We start from the raw sequence: 20,058 nt of genomic DNA, 5'->3' as shown, positions 1-20,058 counted from the left end.
TTACGATCAAGAACCTATTAGTGCTCTGCCTAATTTTAATTTCATCAAAAGATTTCCTAAAATTAAAGATATAGTCATTGAAATTATAAAAGCTAATGATATAGCAAGTATTATAGGCATTTTTTGTATAAACATGAAAGTGAAAAATACTTTAAGTAAAGGTTCATGTATCAGATATAAATAATAACTATTATTATTTACATATGAGATGATTGGTTTTGCTTTACTTAGTAAAGAATTATATTTAACAATTAGGATATTTAAAAATCCGTAAATAAAGCATAATGCTAATAAGCTCAATACAAGTTGTGTCTTGTCAATTGCAAACAAAACATACTTGTTTTGAAAAAAGTTTATTAGAAAAAAATAAAAAGAAAAAAGAATTAGATGTAATAAAAAAATGTATAGCACTTTTCCCTTCAAATAAATTAAAATTATAGAAGAGTATTTATTAAAAAGATTACCTACTTGGAAAAAAATATAATATTTACAAACCAAAGATAGGGGCTGAAGGTTAACATAACTCAATGGTAATACTAGTAGATATAATATAATGCCAATTGCGATACTGAATATATAATGTTTGCATAAATACTTTTCAAATTTATAATATATGATAAACATCAAAAACATCATTAAGAGAAACCACAGATGCCCAGCACCAGACCACATATAAAATAAAAAGGACTTTAGAGAACTATAATCAATTAAAAAATAGATATATATTGGTGATAATATTAGATAGGGAACAATTAAACGTCTTGATTTCTTTTTAAATAAAGTTTTATAGTTCTCATACTTTCCATAATTATTTCTCAAATAGTAGTATATATATCCAGAAATAAAAACAAAAAGAGGCATAGAAATTGTTGAAATATATTGTCCTAAGCAATCAGCTATGATATTATATTTATAGTATTTACTAACATCCCAACTATTTCTATATGGAGAAAAAGAATGTCTTAAAACAACCAAAGTAATACCAACGGCTCTAAGTAGATTCATATGGCTCAAGTCTCTTCGTAACATAAAGCTTTATTTATAAAATGAAATTTGAGGATTTTTTCGGTATTTTACTTAATATAAATTTGATGTGAAAAAATTCACATCAAATTTATAACGCATTTTATAAAACTATTTTCCAATTGAAGAATATTCAAAACCTATTTCATTCATTTCTTTTTTATTTAAGATATTTCTACCATCAAAGATAAATGCAGGTTTCTTCATAGACTCATAAATCTTTTTCCAGTCGTAAGTTTTAAATTCATCCCATTCAGTCATTATAGCAATAGCATGAGCATCTTTTACAGCTTCATAAGGATTACTATGTGATGTAACCAAATCCCTGTTTTCTTCAGAAGTTCTGGTATTTAAGTAGTTTAAATCATTTTGAACTTTTTTATCAGATACTTTAGGGTCATATACCGAGATATTAGCCTGCTCACTCAGTAAATGATCAGCTACATAAATTGCAGCAGATTCTCTTGTGTCGTTTGTGTCTTTTTTGAAAGCCCATCCTAGCATTGCAATCTTTTTACCTGAAACTGTATTATATAATGTGCTGATTAAATTGTCTGAGAATCTGCGTTTTTGATGATCGTTGAGAATAATAACTTGTTCCCAATAATCAGCTACTTCGTTAAGACCATAACTTCTGGCAATATAGACAAGGTTTAGTATGTCTTTCTGAAAACAAGATCCTCCAAAACCAATTGATGCATTAAGGAATTTAGGTCCTATTCTAGAGTCCATACCAATTGCTCTAGCAACTTCATTAACATTAGCTTCTGTGTGCTCACATAATTCTGAAATTGCGTTAATAGACGAAATTCTTTGCGCTAAGAAGGCATTAGCTGTTAATTTAGATAACTCAGAAGACCAAACATTGGTTCTTAATATTCTGTCTTGTGGCACCCAGCTTCCATAGATATTAGCCAAGCTTTCAATAGCGTCTTCAGATTCTCCCCCTATTAAGACTCTATCAGGATTTAATAAATCATCTATAGCTGTACCTTCTGCTAAAAACTCAGGGTTAGATAAAATACTGAAATTAACATCACTACCTGTGTTATGTAATATACTTTTTATAGCCTGAGCTGTTCTTACAGGTAAAGTAGACTTTTCTACAACAATTTTATCTGTAGTAGCTACTTCTGCTATATTTCTAGCACATAATTCAACATACTTTAAATCTGCAGCCATACCTTTTCCCTTACCATAAGTTTTAGTTGGGGTGTTTACAGATATGAAAATCATTTCTGCCTCATCAATAGCTTTGTCTATTTCAGTACTGAAAAAAAGATTTTTTCCTCTTGTTTCTTCTACTATTTCAGCTAATCCAGGCTCATAAATTGGTAAATTTGATACATCCTTATCATTCCAAGCGGCAATACGCTCTTCATTTATATCTACAATAGTTACTTGAATGTTAGGGTTTTTCTTTGCTATTACTGCCATAGTTGGGCCACCAACATATCCAGCACCAATACAACAAATTTTATTTATTTTCATGTTTCTAAGTTTATTAGATTCAGGTTTATTTATTTAGATTTCAAATTTGTAAGAAATTATTCGCTTACTCTAAATTATTATATTAACGACAAGTTTTTACGATAAAATCCATTATCAATTATTTATTTATTTATAATATTCTCTATACCAATCTACAAAAGCTTTTACTCCTCTTGCTATAGATGTATTAGGCCTGTAGTCATAATCTGCTATTAATTGATCTACATCAGCCCAGGTTCTTTCAACATCACCAGGTTGTATATCCATCATATTTTTATCAGCTTCCTTATTTAGATTTTTTTCTATTTCCTTTATAAAATCTAGAAGTTTTACGGAATTATTATTCCCTATATTATATACTTTATAAAGTTCTTTGTTTTCAACACGAGATATTGCTGGCTTTTCAATAATTCTCACAACACCTTCTACAATATCATCTATATAAGTAAAGTCACGCTCCATTTTTCCGTGATTAAATACTTTTATAGGTCTGTCATTAACAATAGCATCAGTAAACAAAAACATAGCCATATCTGGTCTTCCCCAAGGGCCATAAACTGTAAAGAATCGTAAGCCTGTTGTTGGAACATTAAACAAATGACTGTAAGTATGAGCCATTAACTCATTACTTTTCTTTGTAGCAGCGTACAAGCTTATTGGGTGATCAACATTGTCGTCAGTAGAGAAAGGTACTTTTTTATTTAAACCATATACGCTAGAACTACTAGCATACACTAAATGTTTAATTTCAAAGTTTCTACAGCATTCAAGAATATTTAGAAATCCAACCAAATTAGAATCAATATAAGTTTCGGGATTTTCTAAACTATATCTAACTCCAGCCTGTGCAGCTAAATTACAAACGATATCAAACTTTTCGTTTTTAAATAATTCAGGTAAATTTTCTCGATCTTCAAGGTTCATTCTTACAAAAGAGAAAAAGCTAGATGAACTTTTGCATACTTTGTTAAACTCGCTAGCACACTCTTTTTCAATTCCTAATTCCTTAAGTCTTGAAAATTTAAGGTTGACATCATAATAATCGTTTATATTATCTAAGCCTACTACTTGATGCCCTTTATTTATTAATATTTTTGAAACAAAAAAGCCAATAAAGCCTGCGGCACCAGTTACTAATACTTTCATTATCTTTTATTTAATGTTTTGAATAATTAACCTCAAAGATTAAAATTTAGATTGATAAATTTGAGATTTTAGCGATAGAATACATAAATATTAGTTTTGCGTAAAATCAATTTCTATAATTTTTGCTAGCGAGTTGCAATTTTCAACTTTGAGTTCCATCTCTTGCTCTTTATAAGAGTTTTCTATAATATATATTTTACAAGAGTCTAGATCAATATTACTTTTTGAAAAATCAACTGTTCCGTACTTTATTAAGTTAACTACAGTTAAAGAATCTAGTGTGTTTTTTTGAATAAAAGTAGAGGCACTTTCAGAATAAGAGAGTGGTTTAGAACTGATGTTTTTAACTGTTCTAGCATTTGGGCCATAATCACACGAAGCATCTTTGCCGTTAAGAAAAAACATAAGAATTATAAGACCTATGGCAAATCCTCCAAGATAATAGCCAAGTCGATGAATAAACTTCATTGAATAATTTTAAAAGATTAATAGGTTGACATCATTGTAATCTAAACCATACCATTCGGAAACTGATTTATTAGTTAAGATGCCGTGGTAAAAATACAACCCATTTTTTAATCCTCTATCAAATCTAAGCGCATTTTCTAAACCACCATGTTCACCAATTTCTAGTAAATAAGGTGTGAAAATATTACTTATGGAAACTGAAGCTGTTCTAGAGTAACGCGCAGGAATATTCGGAACACAATAATGGAGTACTCCGTTGTGTTCAAAAGTAGGATGGTCATGAGTGGTTATTTCACTGGTTTCAAAACAACCTCCCATATCAATGCTTACATCTATGACTACTGAGCCTTTTTTCATGTTGTCTACCATAGTTTCAGTAACTACAATAGGAGAACGATTAGTGCCTCTAACAGCACCAATAGCAACATCACATCTTTTTAAGGCTTTTAGTAGGTTTTTTGGTTGCATTGTAGAGGTGTAAATTGTACGTCCTAAATTATTCTGAATACAGCGTAGTTTAGTAATTGAACTATCAAAAACCTTAACATTTGCACCTAAACCAATAGCTGATCTAGCAGCGAATTCACCTACTGTGCCAGCACCTAGAATTAAAACCTCGGTAGGAGGAACACCATTGATGTTTCCCATCATTAATCCATTACCACCATTAACATTAGATAGTAACTCAGAAGCGATTAAAATAGAAGCTGTGCCTGCAATTTCACTAAGTGACCTCACTGCTGGGTAAGCACCATCTTCATCTTTAATATATTCAAAAGCTAAAGCAGTGATTCTTTTTTTGGCTAAAGCTTCAAAATAAGCTTTACTCTGAGTTTTAATCTGTAAGGCAGATATTAAAATTGTCTGAGGATTTATTAAACTAATTTCATCTAAGGAAGGTGGTTCTACTTTTAGTATCATAGGGCAGGAGTAGACCTTTGCCGTATCCTTGGTGACTTCTGCACCAGCTTCGCTATAGTCTTTATCATTGAAATTAGCACCTTCTCCAGCACCAGATTCTAATAAAACACGATGACCATTTGCTGTTAAAGCAGAAACAGCATCTGGAGTTAAGCAAACTCTTTTTTCTTGAAAATGAGTTTCTTTAGGGATACCAATAAAAAGCTCCCCTTTTCGTTTAAAAATTTCTAAGGTCTCTTCTTGAGGTAATAGTTGGGCTTTGGTAAATGGAGATAAAGATTTACTCATTGAAGGTTAGTTTAAAGTAATTGCAATATAGTGAAAGCCTAAATGAATTACTAAAATTATTCTACTTCAAACAATAAATGCTTTAATAGAGAGGAATATAATAATTAAAAGTACTGTTTAATCTTACCCCAAAAGGTTTTTGGTTTTATCATAAACTCTTCTTCTAATTCTTCCATAGTTTTATCTGCATCGTTTATTTTATTGAACATTCTAGCTCTAATTAGATATATTGAAGGGAAAACGATAGCCATAAAAGGTAAAAGCCAAATAATATGAAGTTCGTCCATATAAACTATATCATCATTTAATGCACTTAAGCACTGAAAAGAAAACATAGCAATAGGGATTATTAAAACATGATACCACCAATGCTTACAAGTAAAAAACCATATGAGAGAAAGTAATAAGGGTATAACTTTCATCATTAAAACCCAGACGCCTACATTTGCACTTCCATATAAATTACTATTATATGTTCCAAATATAGTTTCCCATTTAGGAGTGTCAGGCACATATTCGTAGATATAGAATAAAAAAGGAGTACCAGCTATAACTGTAGCTATGATACTCCCCATTAAAATCTTTCGATTATAAGATTTCTTATCCGTGTGTTGGGATTTTAAGTTTTCTTTTGTCAACTTGTGTTGTAGTTTGGCCATCTAAGTCAATAATGTTAGTTGCTTGAGCAGTGAATAACATTCCGCCGAAGATAGCAATCGCTAGTACTAGTTTTTTAGCTTTCATAATTTAAAGGGATTTAATTAATTAATTACTACAAAATTACAGTGTAGAGTAATAGTGCTAAAATGTAATAATGTTAAAATCCTAGAAATTATGAGTTTATAATTACGGTTTTCCCGTAATTAGCATACTATCTTAAAGGAATATAGTCAAAATTTAAACTAAAATTTTGTTTCTGTCATAGCTTTATTTTCGGTTAAATGTTTAGTCTTTATAGTTAATTTGAGGGATCTTTTCTCATTATTAATATTAGTGATGCTTATTGTCTGGTTATCATCAGGTAGTAATTCTTCAACACGCTCAGGCCATTCAATAAAAAGCCAATTATTACTGTTAAAATAATCTTCAACACCAAAATTATAAGCTTCTTCAATATCTTCAATCCTATAGAAATCAAAATGAAAAACCTTATCATTTGTCAGCTCATATTCATTAACAATGGAGAATGTCGGACTAGAAGCTACATCATCACTTCCTAAAGCTTTTAGTAAAGCATTTATGAAAGTTGTTTTTCCAGCACCCATTTCCCCATTGAAAAGCACGGTTTTAGAAACTAAATGCTCTAAAACTTTAGTTGCAATGCTATCAATTTCATTGAGTTGATATTCAAATTCTATAGTATTCACTATCAATTAAATTTGATGCAATGTTAGGAATAAAATATTGAAAATCCTAGAAATTTATGTATTTCGTCGATTTTTTTTGCTTTTTACAGATATTATCCTTTATGGAAGATTTGTTATTTTGGTTCTAAAATCACAAAAGGAATAATCATTTCTTCCAAAGAAACACCACCGTGTTGATACGTATTTCGGTAGTAACTGACATAGTGATTAAAATTATTAGGATAAGCTAAGAACAAATCCCCTTTAGCAAAAATAAACGAGCTACTCATACTTAATGAAGGTAAATGAATAGATTTTGGATCTTTTACCGCCAAAACATCTTTGTCTTGATAGGTGAGGCTACGACCTGTTTTATAGCGTAAATTCAAACTAGTATCTCTATCGCCTATAACTTTAGAAGGTGCTTTAACATTAATAGTACCATGATCTGTAGTCATTATGAGTTTAAAACCTAATTGTTGAGAAAGTTGTATCATTTCTAATAATGGAGAGTTTTTAAACCAGCTTAAAGTCAACGAGCGATAAGCTTTATCGTTAGAGGCTAATTCTTTAACAACTTCCATCTCAGTTTTAGAATGTGATAGCATGTCCACAAAATTATACACAACTACACTTAAATCGTTTTCTTTTAATGCTCTAAAGTTTTCTACAAGTTTCTTTCCTGATTTTAAATTGGTAATTTTATGATACTCATACTTTAGATGTGTTAGTCCTAAACGCTTCAACTGTTCTCTTAGAAAATCATCCTCGTGAAGGTTTTTTCCTCCTTCATCTATATCGTTTTTCCAATATTGAGGATAAAGTTTTTCCATGTCTGATGGCATTAAACCAGAGAATATAGCATTACGCGCATACTGTGTAGCTGTTGGTAAAATGCTGAAGAATGAAAGTTCTGAAGCTTTCTTGTAATAATTGTTAACGATAGGCTCAAAAGCTTTCCATTGGTCATAACGTAAATTATCGATGACAACTAAAAGCGTTGGTTGTTTATCACTTAGTTCTGGCACAACTTTATCCTTAAATAAAGTATGTGACATAACAGGTGCTTCAGTATTTGACTGAAACCAATCTTCGTAATTTTTCTCAATAAATTTGCCAAATTGTAGATTAGCTTCGGTTTTTTGAGATTCAAGGATATCAGTCATTCCAACGTCTTCTATATCCTCAAGCTGAAGTTCCCAATAAATTAACTTTTGATAAAGATCTACCCATTCCTGATAAGAATTTACCATAGATAAATCCATGGCTATTTTTCTAAACTCTTGTTGGTAATTAGATGTCGTCTTTTCTGAGACTAAACGAGAATGGTCTAAGTTCTTCTTTAAACTTAGTAATATTTGGTTAGGGTTAACAGGCTTAATTAAATAATCAGCAATTTTATTACCGATTGCTTCCTCCATAATATATTCTTCTTCACTTTTGGTAATCATTACCACAGGAAGGTTTGGTCGTTTTTCTTTTATTTCATTTAAAGTTTCCAATCCTGTGAGTCCAGGCATGTTTTCATCTAAAAACACAATATCAAAGTTCGTTTCGTCTATAACTTCTAGTGCTTCTGTACCGCTTTGGCATTTAGTAACTATATATTGTTTTTGCTCTAAAAAGAGAATATGAGGTTTTAGTAAATCTATTTCGTCGTCTACCCAAAGAATATTTATCATGTTGTGGTATATTTGTCTTTTAACTATTGATTTTTATACATTTTGCCTACTAATAATAAGCTCAAAATATTTAACGATCCAATTTACGGATTTATTACCATTCCAAATTCACTAATTTTTGACATTATTCAACACAAATACTTTCAGAGGTTACGTAGAATTACCCAAATGGGTTTATCTTATTTGGTGTATCCAGGCGCGCATCATACACGTTTTCATCATGCGCTTGGCTGTATGCATTTAATGCAAAAAGCTATAAATGTACTTCGTTTTAAAGGAGTTGCGATTTCGGAAGATGAAGAAAACGGTTTGCTAATCGCTATTTTATTGCACGATATTGGACATGGGCCTTTTTCTCATGCCATGGAGCATAGTATAGTAAATGATATTTCTCACGAGGAAATTTCACTGCGTTTTATGGAAGAACTCAATAATGAGTTTAACGGAAGTTTAACGTTAGCAATCTCAATTTTTAAAGGTGAATACCATCGGAAATTCATGTGTCAATTAATTTCAAGTCAACTCGATATGGATAGAGCAGACTATCTGAAAAGAGACAGTTTTTACACAGGTGTTGCTGAAGGAAACATTAATAGTGAACGTTTAATTACGATGCTTAATGTGGTTGAAGATGAGTTGGTTGTGGAAGAAAAAGGAATTTATAGTGTAGAGAAGTTTTTAGTTGCTAGACGCTTTATGTATTGGCAAGTATATTTACATAAAACAAGCTTAGCGGCCGAACAACTTTTAACAAGAATTTTAAAGCGAGCTAAAGATTTGGTTTCGGGAGGAGTTGATCTCAATGCAAGTGAAGCTTTGTCGTATTTTTTAAATTCTAATATTGATAGAGCATCTTTTGATGGTGAAACTTTAAGCATATTCTCTAAATTGGACGATTATGATATTGTTTCAGCAATGAAGAATTGGCAAAATCATAATGATTTTGTGTTAAGTAATCTTTGCGAAATGATTCTCGATAGAGATTTACTCAAAATAAAGTTGAAAAATAAAGATATTAAACAAGCGGAACTTACAGAGCATATCAATGCTTTAGTTGACGAGTATAATCTAACTAGAGAAGAAGCAGAGTATTTTGTTTTTAAAGGTGAAATTACCAATCAAGCTTATAAGAGTAAAAAGCAGAATATCAATATTCTTCTAAAGTCAGGAAAAGTAAAGGATATAGTTAAAGCTTCAGATCAAGTTAACCTAAAAGCACTAAGTAAACCTGTAACCAAATATTATAAGTGCTATCCTAAGAAGAAATTGTAATACATTTTTTCTATTTTTGCTGAACCAACAGACAAATAAATCAATTAATTGAAATTTACAGCAGAACAAATCGCAGGTATTTTAGAAGGAACTGTTGATGGTGATCCCAACGTGGAAGTTTCTACACTATCCAAAATAGAAGAAGGAAGCGAAGGATCTTTAACTTTTTTAGCAAATCCTAAATACACGCAATACATTTATACTACAGAGGCTTCGGTTACTATTGTTAATGAAGACTTTAAACCCGAAAACCCAATAAGTACAACACTTATAAAAGTAGAAGACGCTTACAGGTCTTTTACAAAACTATTAGAATATTACAACCAATTTAAAATGAGTAATAAGTCAGGAATAGAGCAACCAAGCTTTATTTCCGATACTGCAAAATTGGGTGAAAATATTTATGTAGGTGCATTTACTTATATAGGAGATAATGTAACTATAGGGAATAATGTTAAGATTTTCCCGAATTCATACATTGGTGAGAATGTTACAATTGGTGACGATTGTATCATCTTTGCAGGCGGAAAAATTTATTCCGATTGTGTTATTGGTAATAATTGTGTGATCAACTCTGGAGCTATTATAGGAGCAGATGGTTTTGGTTTTGCTCCAAATGAAAAGGGTGAGTATTCAAAAGTTCCACAAATAGGAAATGTAATTTTAGAAGACAATGTCGATGTTGGAGCTGGTACTACAATAGATAGAGCCACAATGGGTTCTACCGTAATTCGTTATGGTGTAAAACTAGACAATCAAATTCAGATTGCACACAATGTTGAAATAGGAAAAAACACTGTTATAGCAGCTCAAACAGGAGTTGCAGGATCAACTAAAATAGGCAGCAACTGTATTATTGGAGGTCAAGTAGGAATCGTTGGTCACATTACTATAGGTAACAATGTAAAAGTGCAAGCGCAATCCGGAATTGGAAGAAACATAAAGGATAACGAAGTTTTGCAAGGTTCACCATCTTTTGGTTATACCGACTGGAATAAGTCTTATGTGCTTTTCAAAAACTTACCGAAGCTTGCAAAAACTATAAATGAATTAGAAAAAAAAGTAGATGGCAATAATTAAAACAGATATAAAGCAAAAGACCATTGAAAAAGAAGTTACACTTGAAGGAGTAGGACTTCATACAGGTGCAAATGTTAAATTGGTTTTTAAACCTGGAGCTGAAAATTCAGGATTCCTTTTTGAGCGTGTCGATTTAGAAGGACACCCAAAAATTGAAGCTGATGCCAACTATGTTACTAACACGCAAAGGGGAACTTGTTTAGAGAGAAACGGAGTTGTTATTCAGACATGTGAACATGTTTTAGCAGCTTTGGTTGGCTTGGATATAGATAACGTTATAATAGAACTTAATGCTTCTGAACCACCAATTATGGATGGTTCTTCAAAGTTTTTTGTGGAAGCTTTAGAGGAAGCAGGAATTGTTGAGCAAGAAGCTTGTAGAGAAGAATATGAAGTTACTGAAGTAGTTTCTTATTCAGATGAAGCCTCTGGTAGCGAAATTATATTAATGCCTTCAAGTTCATACCAAATTACTACAATGGTAGATTTTGGAACAAAAGTTTTAGGGACTCAAAATGCAACATTAAATAAAATTTCGGATTTTAAATCTGATATAGCAAATGCAAGAACATTTAGTTTCCTCCATGAAATAGAAATGCTTTTAGAGCATGGTCTGATAAAAGGAGGTGACTTAAATAATGCCATAGTTTATGTCGATAAGGAATTATCGCCTGAAACAATGGAAAAGCTTAGTGTCGCATTCAATAAAGATAAAATTACTGTTAAGCCTAATGGTATTTTGGATAATCTTACACTGCATTATCCTAATGAAGCTGCAAGGCACAAATTATTAGATGTTATTGGTGATTTAGCATTAATTGGTACTCGTATTAGAGGCAAAGTCATTGCTAACAAACCAGGGCATTTTGTAAACACTCAGTTTGCAAAAAAGATGTCCAAAATTATAAAGAACGAAAGACGTAATAATGTGCCTCAAGTCGATTTGAATTCTGAACCTTTAATGGACGTGAATCAAATCATGAACATGTTACCACATAGACAGCCATTCTTACTTTTAGACAAAGTTTTTGAACTTACTGAAAGTTATGTTATTGGTTTGAAAAATGTCACAATGAATGAAGAATTCTTCAAAGGACATTTTCCTGGAGCTCCAGTAATGCCGGGTGTGCTAATTGTTGAAGCCATGGCGCAAACTGGTGGTATCTTAGTATTAAGTACTGTTCCAGATCCTGAAAATTACTTAACGTTCTTCATGAAAATGGATAATGTTAAGTTCAAACAAAAAGTTGTTCCTGGTGACACTTTAATTTTTAAGTGTGAATTGATTACTCCTATTAGAAGAGGGATCTGTCACATGCAAGGCTATGCATATGCCAATGGAAAATTATGCGCAGAAGCCGAATTAATGGCTCAAATTTCAAAAGTAAAATAAAATGAACCAACCTTTAGCATATGTACATCCTGGTGCAAAAATCGCTAAGAATGTCGTAATAGAGCCTTTTACAACAATACATAACAATGTAAAGATAGGTGAGGGTACTTGGATTGGCAGTAATGTTACTATCATGGAAGGTGCTCGTATTGGGAAAAATTGTAACATTTTTCCAGGTGCAGTAATATCGGCAGTTCCTCAAGATTTAAAATATAACGACGAAGAAACAACCGTTGAGATAGGTGATAATGTTACCATTCGAGAGTGTGTTACTATAAATCGTGGTACGGCAGATAAGATGAAAACCGTAATTGGTAACAATTGTCTTATAATGGCTTATTGCCATATTGCACACGATTGTATTGTGGGTGATAACTGTATTTTTTCAAACAACAGTACGTTAGCTGGACATATTACAGTAGGCGATTATGTTGTTTTAGCAGGAATGACTGCCGTACATCAATTTTGTTCTATAGGAAACCATGCTTTTGTAACAGGTGGTTCTTTAGTGCGTAAAGATGTACCACCATATGTTAAAGCTGCTCGTGAGCCTTTATCTTATGTAGGAATCAATTCTGTAGGATTGAGACGAAGAGGGTATTCTTCAGAAAAAATTAGAGAAATACAGGATATTTACAGAATACTGTATCAAAAAAATTATAACAATACACAAGCTTCAGATTTAATTGAAGCAGAAATGGAAGCCACTCCAGAACGCGATGAGATTTTACAGTTTATAAAGAATTCACATCGAGGTATTATGAAAGGCTACTTTAAATCAAACTAAAATTAACAACTTATAAATTATAATGGCAAGTACATCAGATATTAGAAACGGACTATGTATTAGATACAATCACGATATTTATAAAATCATTGAATTCCTTCATGTAAAACCAGGAAAGGGTCCTGCATTCGTTAGAACTAAATTAAAAAGTGTAACCACAGGAAAAGTAATAGATAACACGTTTTCAGCAGGTCATAAAATTGATGATGTTCGTGTTGAAACGCATAAATTTCAATATTTATACAATGATGGTGAATTCTACCATTTTATGAATGAGGCAGACTACACTCAAATACGATTACTAGAATCAGCTTTAGATAGACCCGATTTATTAAAAGAAGGTGAAATTGTAACTATTCAGATTAATACAGAGGATAACATGCCTTTATCGGTTGACATGCCTGCAACTGTAATTTTAGAAGTAACGCATACAGAACCTGGTGTTAAAGGTAACACAGCTACAAATGCTACAAAACCAGCTACGGTTGAGACTGGTGCTGAAGTTAATGTGCCTTTATTTATAAATGAAGGTGATAAAATAAAAGTTGAAACCGAAAAAGGAACTTATAAAGAGCGTATCAAGGAGTAGTTTTATGAGAAAAATTCTTCTAGTTGTTTTGTTAGCTTTAGTAGCTACATCTTGTGTTGAGTTAATTTCTGAAGCAGGAAAAGCAGCTAGTGAACAAATCAATAATCAGCCAGTATCTACTTCAGCTCATAATTATGAAAAGGTAAGTTTGGATAGTGTATTCCATGTAGATTTACCGATTTATATGAAACCCATGAATCAATTAAATTCAGACGCGGTTTTGCAATATGGTAATATTTATAAGGAAACTTATTTTGTAGTTATTCAAGAAGACAAAAATGAGTATGTTGAGTTATTCAAAGAGTTTGGTGATTATAATGATGAATTACCTGTAATTGAAAACTATAAGAACGCTCAGAAAAATATGTTTACAGAGTCTTTAACAAATCCTATTTTCCAGGATTATGGCTTATCATCCATTAATGATAAGCCAGCAAGGCAAATAAAAATATTTGGGAAAGTAGATGATATTGAAGTGGTTTATATTATTGCATTTGTGGAAGGGGAAAAAGATATTTTTATGTTAATGAATTGGACTGTAAATGATAAGCTTGATAAATATGAAAATTCTTTTGAATATATAAATGGAACTTTTAAATTAATCAATAAATAAAAGGTTTTTATGAAATTTCCTAGAGAATATTCATTAAAAGAGATAGCCGGAATAATCCAAACGGATTATGTTGGTAATGATAATTTTCCTGTTTTAGGCATGAATGAAATTCATGTCGTAGAGCCAGGAGACATTGTCTTTGTAGATCATCCAAAGTATTATGATAAAGCACTACAATCTGCTGCAACTATTGTTTTAATTAATAAAGAAGTTGAATGTCCAGAAGGGAAAGCTTTATTAATTTCAGATGATCCCTTTAGAGATTTCAATAAATTGACTAATCACTTCCAGCCATTTAAGCCGTCTAATTTGGCTATAGCAGAAGAAGCTAAAATTGGTGAAGGTACCGTCATTCAGCCCAACTGTTTTATAGGTAATAATGTAACAATAGGAAAGAATTGTATTATTCATTCCAATGTTAGTATTTATGATAATGCCATCATAGGAGATAATGTTATTATCCATGCTGGAACAGTTTTAGGTGCGAGTGCTTTTTATTATAAAAATAGACCTGAAGGTTTCGATCAGTTAAAATCAGGTGGTAGAGTAGTTATAGAAAACAATGTTGATATTGGTGCACTTTGCACAATAGACAACGGAGTTACTGCGGATACAACAATTAAAGAAGGAACTAAGATCGATAATCAGGTTCAGGTAGGTCACGATACAGTTATTGGTAAAAAATGCTTAATTGCCTCACAAGTTGGTATTGCAGGTTGTGTAGTGATTGAGGATGAAGTTACCATTTGGGGACAAGTTGGTATTACTAGCGGAATTACTATCGGTAAAAAAGCGGTGATTTCTGCCAAAGCAGGTGTGAGTAAATCTTTAGAAGGGGGAAAGAGCTATTTCGGTGTTCCAGCTGATGATTTTAGATCTAAATACAAGGAGATTGCTTCTATAAAAATGATACCTGAAATCCTCGAAAAGTTGAAAAACAAAAAATAATAATCAAGTCGTAGAAAAACATAAAAAAGAGGTCGGTTTTACATTTCAAAACTCTTATTTTTGCATAACAAATTAATAAAACTTAAAAACAGAAATATCTAATGAGCGTTTTAGTTAATAAAAATTCAAACATAATTGTACAAGGTTTTACAGGTAGTGAAGGAACTTTTCACGCTGAACAAATGATTGAATATGGTACCAATGTGGTTGGTGGTGTTACTCCAGGAAAAGGAGGTCAAACTCACTTAGGAAAACCAGTTTTTAACACAGTTTCTGAAGCTGTAGAACAAGCTGGGGCTGATACAACTATCATTTTTGTACCACCAGCATTTGCTGCTGATGCGATTATGGAAGCTGCTGATGCAGGTATAAAAGTAATTATTACTATTACAGAAGGTATTCCTGTTGCAGATATGATTAAAGCTGCAGATTATATCAAAAACAGAGATTGTCGTTTAATTGGTCCTAACTGTCCGGGTGTTATTACTCCAGGTGAAGCTAAGGTAGGTATTATGCCTGGTTTTGTTTTTAAAGAAGGTAAAGTAGGTATTGTTTCAAAATCTGGTACGTTAACTTACGAAGCAGCGGATCAAGTTGTGAAGCAAGGTTTAGGTATTACTACTGCAATTGGTATTGGAGGAGATCCAATCATTGGTACAACTACAAAAGAAGCTGTTGAGCTTTTAATTAATGATCCAGAAACTGAAGCTGTTGTAATGATTGGTGAAATAGGTGGTCAATTAGAAGCTGATGCTGCTAAATGGTACAAAGAAAGCGGAAGTAAAAAACCAATCATAGGTTTTATTGCTGGTGAAACTGCACCTGCTGGTCGTACTATGGGACATGCTGGAGCTATTGTAGGTGGTAGTGATGATACAGCCCAAGCTAAAAAGAAAATTATGAGAGAATGTGGTATCCACGTTGTTGATTCTCCTGCTGAAATTGGTAAAAAAGTAGCTGAAGTTTTAGGCTAATCAAAATATTTAAATACTAAACCAAGTTTGGTATAAACTGTTAAAAACCTTACAAAATCTTGTGAGGTTTTTATATTTCATGCAACTTGTAATTGGTATATTTGACATTATATAAACACTTTCCTTCCTTTATGAGTTAGGGTAGGAACTAACTAATCGAAAAAATAATTTATGAAACTTTTAGAAGGTAAAACAGCAATCATTACTGGAGCAAGTAGAGGAATTGGTAAAGGCATTGCTGAAGTTTTTGCAGATCATGGAGCAAACATAGCTTTTACGTACAGTTCGTCTGTTGAGGCTGCAAATGAATTAGAAAAAGAACTTAATGACAAAGGAGTAAAAGCTAAAGGCTACCAAAGTAATGCTGCTAGTTTTGATGAAGCTCAAAAGTTAGCTGAAGATGTTGTTGCTGAATTTGGTTCAATAGATATTTTGGTGAATAACGCTGGTATTACAAAAGATAATCTATTAATGCGTATGGGAGAAGAAGATTTCGATAAAGTTATTGAAGTGAATCTTAAATCCGTATTCAACATGACTAAAGCTGTACAGCGTACTATGTTAAAGCAACGTAAAGGCTCAATCATTAATATGAGCTCTGTAGTTGGTGTTAAGGGTAATGCTGGTCAGACCAATTATGCAGCTTCAAAAGCAGGTATTATAGGCTTTTCTAAGTCAGTAGCTTTAGAATTGGGTTCTCGTAATATAAGAAGTAACGTCATTGCACCAGGTTTTATAGAAACTGAAATGACAGCAAAACTAGATGAAGAAACTGTAAAAGGTTGGAGAGCTGCAATACCATTAAAACGTGGTGGTACTCCAGAAGATATAGCTAACGCTTGTGTGTATTTAGCAAGTGATCTTAGTGCCTATGTAACTGGACAAACCCTGAATGTTGATGGTGGAATGTTAACATAAAATCCATTAAAATACAGTAAGCTATTAATCAATAAAAAAATAAAATGAAACTAAAAATAAACCTAGTTTTTATATGCTTATTTTTATTAACTATATCTATTAATGGACAAGTAAGTGTAGGGCCAACCCATATTGGTAAGCAAAAGAAATTTCCTAAAGATCGTTTAGATAAATTTAAAGGTACCGAAACAATTTTTGTTTTATCAGATATAATTGATACAGCTACTTATAAAAAGTTGTTGAGTGATTCATGGGATATAACTCCATACAAGTTGATTAGCCGAGAAGATTTTAATTTGTTGGATTACTTAGATGGTAACTATTCATTTGCAAATTTAGAAGGTTATCATAAGCAAAAACAGATGAAATCAGGTGCTGTTGTAGACTATATTTATGTTTATGTAAACTTCTTTATGCTTGACAGTGAGGGTTTAAAGAAAGATATAAGTAAGTTAGATAAAAGCAAAAAAAAATATGAAAGAAAACTCAATAATGCGATAAGTTCTAATAGAGAAAATATAGCTAGAGTTGATTTGTTTCCAAAAGACACTTTTCTTGCTACGGCATTAACTTCAGAAACTTCCGTTATAATGGATAGTATTTATACTAGAGATGTGTTTTATAATTATAAATCAGGGTTTTTAAAAAATTATTTTCAAAAGGTAAATAATCAAATAGGGACTGGTGAAGAATATTGGATGTATGATAATGATTTTTTACCTGAACTAAAAAAATTAGCTAACGAAACACTTTATATTCCAAATTATCACTTGATAAAGTACAACCCTTGGAAAATGAAAGCCAAAGAAGATAAAGATGAATTTCAAGATACTTTTGAAAACTATAATTATAAGTTTGAGTTTCAAGATGAAAATGAGATAGATAGAAGGATTCTTAATGGAGAAGAATTTTATTACCTCCGTTTTGTAAGAGTGAATTCACAAAAATTCATACATATTATAAACTCAAAAACGGGTGAAATCATTTACAGAAATTATGTTGCAGGAATGTTATCTTCATATAATATGAAAGCAAGGCATGTTAAGGATATTAATTCTTGTATAAAAAAAGCATTAAAAAGATAATTGCAAACAGAAACGATTTTATATATAACCATTGCTGCAATAACAGCGCTTTTATTAGCGCTGTTTCAGTATTTATATAAATCGAAATTAAAATCTAATCTTAAGTATATATTAGTAGCGTTAAGGTTTATTGCTGTATTTGGAATCTTATTATTGCTGATTAATCCTAAATTCCAATCCAATACTTATTACAACGAAAAACCCACTCTAGTTGTTGCGGTAGATAATTCAGAATCGGTTTCGTATTTGGAACAAGATGCAGGTGTTAATAGCATTCTAAAATCTATTGATTCAAGTTCAGAACTCAAGGAACGTTTTAATATTCAAGAATACAGTTTTGGCAAGTCTGTAAACAATTTAGATAGTTTAAGTTTTACGGAACGTCAATCTAATATTTCGCAAGCTTTAAAGCAATTTGGTGAAGTTTTTAAAGATGAAACAGCTCCAATAATCCTTGTTACCGATGGTAATCAAACCTATGGTTCTGATTATAGTTATGTGTATAATTCCGTAAATCAGCCTATATATCCAATTATTTTAGGAGACTCAACAGTGTATTCAGATTTAAGCATTAAACAGCTTAATGTTAATCGTTACGCCTTTTTAAAGAATGACTTTCCTGTTGAAATTATTACAAACTATAATGGTACGGAAGCTGTAAATACTGAATTGAAGATTTGGTCAGGAAGCAATATGGTTTTCAGAAAAACTATTCAGTTTGATGACGCAAAAACTTCGGAAATTGTCTCAACTACTTTAACCGCAAACTCAGTTGGTGTAAAAACGTTTCGTGTAGAATTGGTGCCCCTAGAAGATGAGAAAAATAAAGTTAACAATACCAAAAATTTTGGAGTAGAGGTCATCGATCAAAAGACAAATATAGCCTTAGTTTCAGATAAATTACATCCAGATTTAGGCGCTTTAAAAAAGTCAATTGAAAGTAATGAACAGCGAAGCGTTACTATTTTAAATCCAAAAGAATATTTTGATAAAATAAATGATTTTCAATTGGTTATTTTGTATCAGCCGAATAATGGCTTTAATAGAGTTCTTCAAGAAATTAAAGCTCAAAAGCTGAATACATTTACAATCTCTGGACCAATAACAAATTGGAATTTACTCAATAATTCTCAAGGCTATTTTAAGCAGACCATAACAAATCAAACTGAAAATTTTCAACCTAATTTAAACAAGAACTACAACACTTTTATCGTTGATAATTTAGATTTTAATAATTATCCACCCTTAAAATCTGAATTTGGAAAAACAGAATTTTTAGTGCCTGCTGATGTTATTCTTTATAAAACTGTAAATGGCATTACTACGGATCAGTCTTTGCTTTCTACAATAGAGTTTGAAAATACAAAACACGCCTTACTAAGTGGTGAAGGTATATGGCGTTGGCGCGCACAATCATATTTAGATACGGAAAGCTTCAGTGATTTTGATAATTTTATTGGGAAACTTATTCAATACTTAAGTTCTAATAAAAAGCGCACACGAATAAACATCGATTACAAATCATTCTATAATGGCAATGATGATGTTATCATTTCAGCGCAATATTTCAACAAGAATTATGAGTTTGATAATAGTGCTTCTTTAAGTATCACTTTAAAAAATACGGAAGATGATAGTGTAAGAGAAGTACCTTTGCTATTAAATAATGGAAATTACACAGTTGATCTCAGCGGTATAAAAGCTGGCGAGTATAATTTTACAGTTAAGCATGCTTCAGAAGCTGTATCTGCCTTAGGTCAATTTCAGGTTTTAGAATACAATGTTGAACAACAATTTCTAAATGCTGATATTTCAAAATTAAAATCTCTAGCTAATAATAGTTCAGGAAAGTCTTATTTCAGTAGTGAAACTGATGATTTAATTGAGAATCTCCTCTCAGATAAGCGATATTCTACAATTCAGAAAAGCACTAAAAATATCGTACCTTTGATAGACTGGAAATATCTACTTGGCTTAATCGCTTTAAGCTTGTTTGCTGAGTGGTTTATCAGAAAGTACAACGGACTAATATAA

The 20,058-nt window shown here is 31.7% G+C and carries 19 protein-coding genes; 11 read left to right on the top strand and 8 right to left on the bottom strand.

Going from position 1 to position 20,058, the window contains the following annotated elements; all coding sequences use genetic code 11:
• Window positions 1–6: 6 nt before the first annotated feature.
• The 8 genes from AC2H4K_RS17320 to porX form a co-directional block, all read right to left on the bottom strand.
• Entirely contained in the window at window positions 7–1,005 is a 999-nt protein-coding gene (locus AC2H4K_RS17320; RefSeq protein ID WP_493743076.1) for an acyltransferase family protein, read from the bottom strand.
• A 129-nt stretch (window positions 1,006–1,134) separates the two neighbouring features.
• Window positions 1,135–2,514, bottom strand: a complete 1,380-nt coding sequence (locus AC2H4K_RS17315) for a nucleotide sugar dehydrogenase (RefSeq protein ID WP_493742650.1) — start codon at window positions 2,512–2,514, stop codon at window positions 1,135–1,137.
• Between the two features lie 126 nt (window positions 2,515–2,640).
• On the bottom strand, window positions 2,641–3,660 hold the full coding sequence (locus AC2H4K_RS17310) for an NAD-dependent epimerase (protein ID WP_281140948.1): 1,020 nt from the start codon (window positions 3,658–3,660) through the stop codon (window positions 2,641–2,643).
• Between the two features lie 90 nt (window positions 3,661–3,750).
• Window positions 3,751–4,128, bottom strand: a complete 378-nt coding sequence (locus AC2H4K_RS17305) for a hypothetical protein (protein WP_281140947.1) — start codon at window positions 4,126–4,128, stop codon at window positions 3,751–3,753.
• Window positions 4,129–4,137: 9 nt separating this feature from the next.
• On the bottom strand, window positions 4,138–5,337 hold the full coding sequence (locus tag AC2H4K_RS17300; RefSeq protein ID WP_281140946.1) for an alanine dehydrogenase: 1,200 nt from the start codon (window positions 5,335–5,337) through the stop codon (window positions 4,138–4,140).
• Between the two features lie 104 nt (window positions 5,338–5,441).
• Complete coding sequence (locus AC2H4K_RS17295; protein ID WP_281140945.1) at window positions 5,442–5,996, bottom strand: hypothetical protein; 555 nt, start codon at window positions 5,994–5,996, stop codon at window positions 5,442–5,444.
• Between the two features lie 243 nt (window positions 5,997–6,239).
• Entirely contained in the window at window positions 6,240–6,695 is a 456-nt protein-coding gene (tsaE, locus tag AC2H4K_RS17290; protein WP_281141070.1) for a tRNA (adenosine(37)-N6)-threonylcarbamoyltransferase complex ATPase subunit type 1 TsaE, read from the bottom strand.
• A 122-nt stretch (window positions 6,696–6,817) separates the two neighbouring features.
• Window positions 6,818–8,365, bottom strand: a complete 1,548-nt coding sequence (porX, locus tag AC2H4K_RS17285) for a T9SS response regulator signal transducer PorX (RefSeq protein ID WP_281140944.1) — start codon at window positions 8,363–8,365, stop codon at window positions 6,818–6,820.
• A gap of 42 nt (window positions 8,366–8,407) precedes the next feature.
• On the opposite strand from porX, the gene AC2H4K_RS17280 reads away from it, so the two are divergent.
• From AC2H4K_RS17280 to AC2H4K_RS17230, 11 genes are all read left to right on the top strand, one after another.
• A complete protein-coding gene (locus AC2H4K_RS17280) occupies window positions 8,408–9,637 on the top strand; it encodes an HD domain-containing protein (RefSeq protein ID WP_281140943.1) in 1,230 nt (409 codons plus the stop codon).
• Window positions 9,638–9,685: 48 nt separating this feature from the next.
• The gene (gene lpxD, locus AC2H4K_RS17275; protein ID WP_281140942.1) at window positions 9,686–10,717 is read left to right on the top strand and encodes a UDP-3-O-(3-hydroxymyristoyl)glucosamine N-acyltransferase; all 1,032 of its coding nucleotides are present in this window, start codon (window positions 9,686–9,688) and stop codon (window positions 10,715–10,717) included.
• Window positions 10,704–12,110, top strand: a complete 1,407-nt coding sequence (locus AC2H4K_RS17270; protein ID WP_281140941.1) for a bifunctional UDP-3-O-[3-hydroxymyristoyl] N-acetylglucosamine deacetylase/3-hydroxyacyl-ACP dehydratase — start codon at window positions 10,704–10,706, stop codon at window positions 12,108–12,110. The genes lpxD and AC2H4K_RS17270 overlap by 14 nt, the downstream gene beginning before the upstream one ends.
• A gap of 1 nt (window position 12,111) precedes the next feature.
• On the top strand, window positions 12,112–12,897 hold the full coding sequence (gene lpxA / locus AC2H4K_RS17265; RefSeq protein WP_281140940.1) for an acyl-ACP--UDP-N-acetylglucosamine O-acyltransferase: 786 nt from the start codon (window positions 12,112–12,114) through the stop codon (window positions 12,895–12,897).
• A gap of 22 nt (window positions 12,898–12,919) precedes the next feature.
• A complete protein-coding gene (gene efp / locus AC2H4K_RS17260; RefSeq protein ID WP_281140939.1) occupies window positions 12,920–13,486 on the top strand; it encodes an elongation factor P in 567 nt (188 codons plus the stop codon).
• A gap of 4 nt (window positions 13,487–13,490) precedes the next feature.
• Window positions 13,491–14,099, top strand: coding sequence for a hypothetical protein (locus tag AC2H4K_RS17255; protein WP_281140938.1), 609 nt, complete (start codon window positions 13,491–13,493; stop codon window positions 14,097–14,099).
• A 9-nt stretch (window positions 14,100–14,108) separates the two neighbouring features.
• Window positions 14,109–15,047, top strand: a complete 939-nt coding sequence (locus AC2H4K_RS17250) for a UDP-3-O-(3-hydroxymyristoyl)glucosamine N-acyltransferase (RefSeq protein WP_281140937.1) — start codon at window positions 14,109–14,111, stop codon at window positions 15,045–15,047.
• A gap of 101 nt (window positions 15,048–15,148) precedes the next feature.
• Entirely contained in the window at window positions 15,149–16,021 is an 873-nt protein-coding gene (gene sucD, locus AC2H4K_RS17245) for a succinate--CoA ligase subunit alpha (protein WP_281140936.1), read from the top strand.
• Window positions 16,022–16,192: 171 nt separating this feature from the next.
• A complete protein-coding gene (gene fabG / locus AC2H4K_RS17240; RefSeq protein WP_281140935.1) occupies window positions 16,193–16,939 on the top strand; it encodes a 3-oxoacyl-[acyl-carrier-protein] reductase in 747 nt (248 codons plus the stop codon).
• A gap of 44 nt (window positions 16,940–16,983) precedes the next feature.
• A complete protein-coding gene (locus AC2H4K_RS17235) occupies window positions 16,984–18,024 on the top strand; it encodes a hypothetical protein (protein ID WP_281140934.1) in 1,041 nt (346 codons plus the stop codon).
• Window positions 18,025–20,058: a VWA domain-containing protein gene (locus tag AC2H4K_RS17230; protein WP_281140933.1), complete on the top strand. Its 2,034-nt coding sequence runs from the start codon at window positions 18,025–18,027 to the stop codon at window positions 20,056–20,058. It begins immediately after the preceding gene.

Source organism: Winogradskyella sp. 266wxhm (assembly GCF_058964685.1).
The sequence above is the reverse complement of the archived record's forward strand: the minus strand, read 5'-3'. Positions and strand labels throughout refer to the sequence as shown.

Excerpts from the sequence above, each read along its gene's own strand:
- AC2H4K_RS17270 (WP_281140941.1), top strand. The coding sequence starts at position 10,704 with ATGGCAATAATTAAAACAGATATAAAGCAAAAGACCATTGAAAAAGAA.
- AC2H4K_RS17250 (WP_281140937.1), top strand. The coding sequence starts at position 14,109 with ATGAAATTTCCTAGAGAATATTCATTAAAAGAGATAGCCGGAATAATC.
- AC2H4K_RS17305 (WP_281140947.1), bottom strand. The coding sequence starts at position 4,128 with ATGAAGTTTATTCATCGACTTGGCTATTATCTTGGAGGATTTGCCATA.
- lpxA (WP_281140940.1), top strand. The coding sequence starts at position 12,112 with ATGAACCAACCTTTAGCATATGTACATCCTGGTGCAAAAATCGCTAAG.
- AC2H4K_RS17315 (WP_493742650.1), bottom strand. The coding sequence starts at position 2,514 with ATGAAAATAAATAAAATTTGTTGTATTGGTGCTGGATATGTTGGTGGC.
- porX (WP_281140944.1), bottom strand. The coding sequence starts at position 8,365 with ATGATAAATATTCTTTGGGTAGACGACGAAATAGATTTACTAAAACCT.
- AC2H4K_RS17295 (WP_281140945.1), bottom strand. The coding sequence starts at position 5,996 with ATGGCCAAACTACAACACAAGTTGACAAAAGAAAACTTAAAATCCCAA.
- efp (WP_281140939.1), top strand. The coding sequence starts at position 12,920 with ATGGCAAGTACATCAGATATTAGAAACGGACTATGTATTAGATACAAT.
- sucD (WP_281140936.1), top strand. The coding sequence starts at position 15,149 with ATGAGCGTTTTAGTTAATAAAAATTCAAACATAATTGTACAAGGTTTT.
- AC2H4K_RS17300 (WP_281140946.1), bottom strand. The coding sequence starts at position 5,337 with ATGAGTAAATCTTTATCTCCATTTACCAAAGCCCAACTATTACCTCAA.
- AC2H4K_RS17255 (WP_281140938.1), top strand. The coding sequence starts at position 13,491 with ATGAGAAAAATTCTTCTAGTTGTTTTGTTAGCTTTAGTAGCTACATCT.
- fabG (WP_281140935.1), top strand. The coding sequence starts at position 16,193 with ATGAAACTTTTAGAAGGTAAAACAGCAATCATTACTGGAGCAAGTAGA.
- AC2H4K_RS17310 (WP_281140948.1), bottom strand. The coding sequence starts at position 3,660 with ATGAAAGTATTAGTAACTGGTGCCGCAGGCTTTATTGGCTTTTTTGTT.
- AC2H4K_RS17235 (WP_281140934.1), top strand. The coding sequence starts at position 16,984 with ATGAAACTAAAAATAAACCTAGTTTTTATATGCTTATTTTTATTAACT.
- AC2H4K_RS17320 (WP_493743076.1), bottom strand. The coding sequence starts at position 1,005 with ATGAATCTACTTAGAGCCGTTGGTATTACTTTGGTTGTTTTAAGACAT.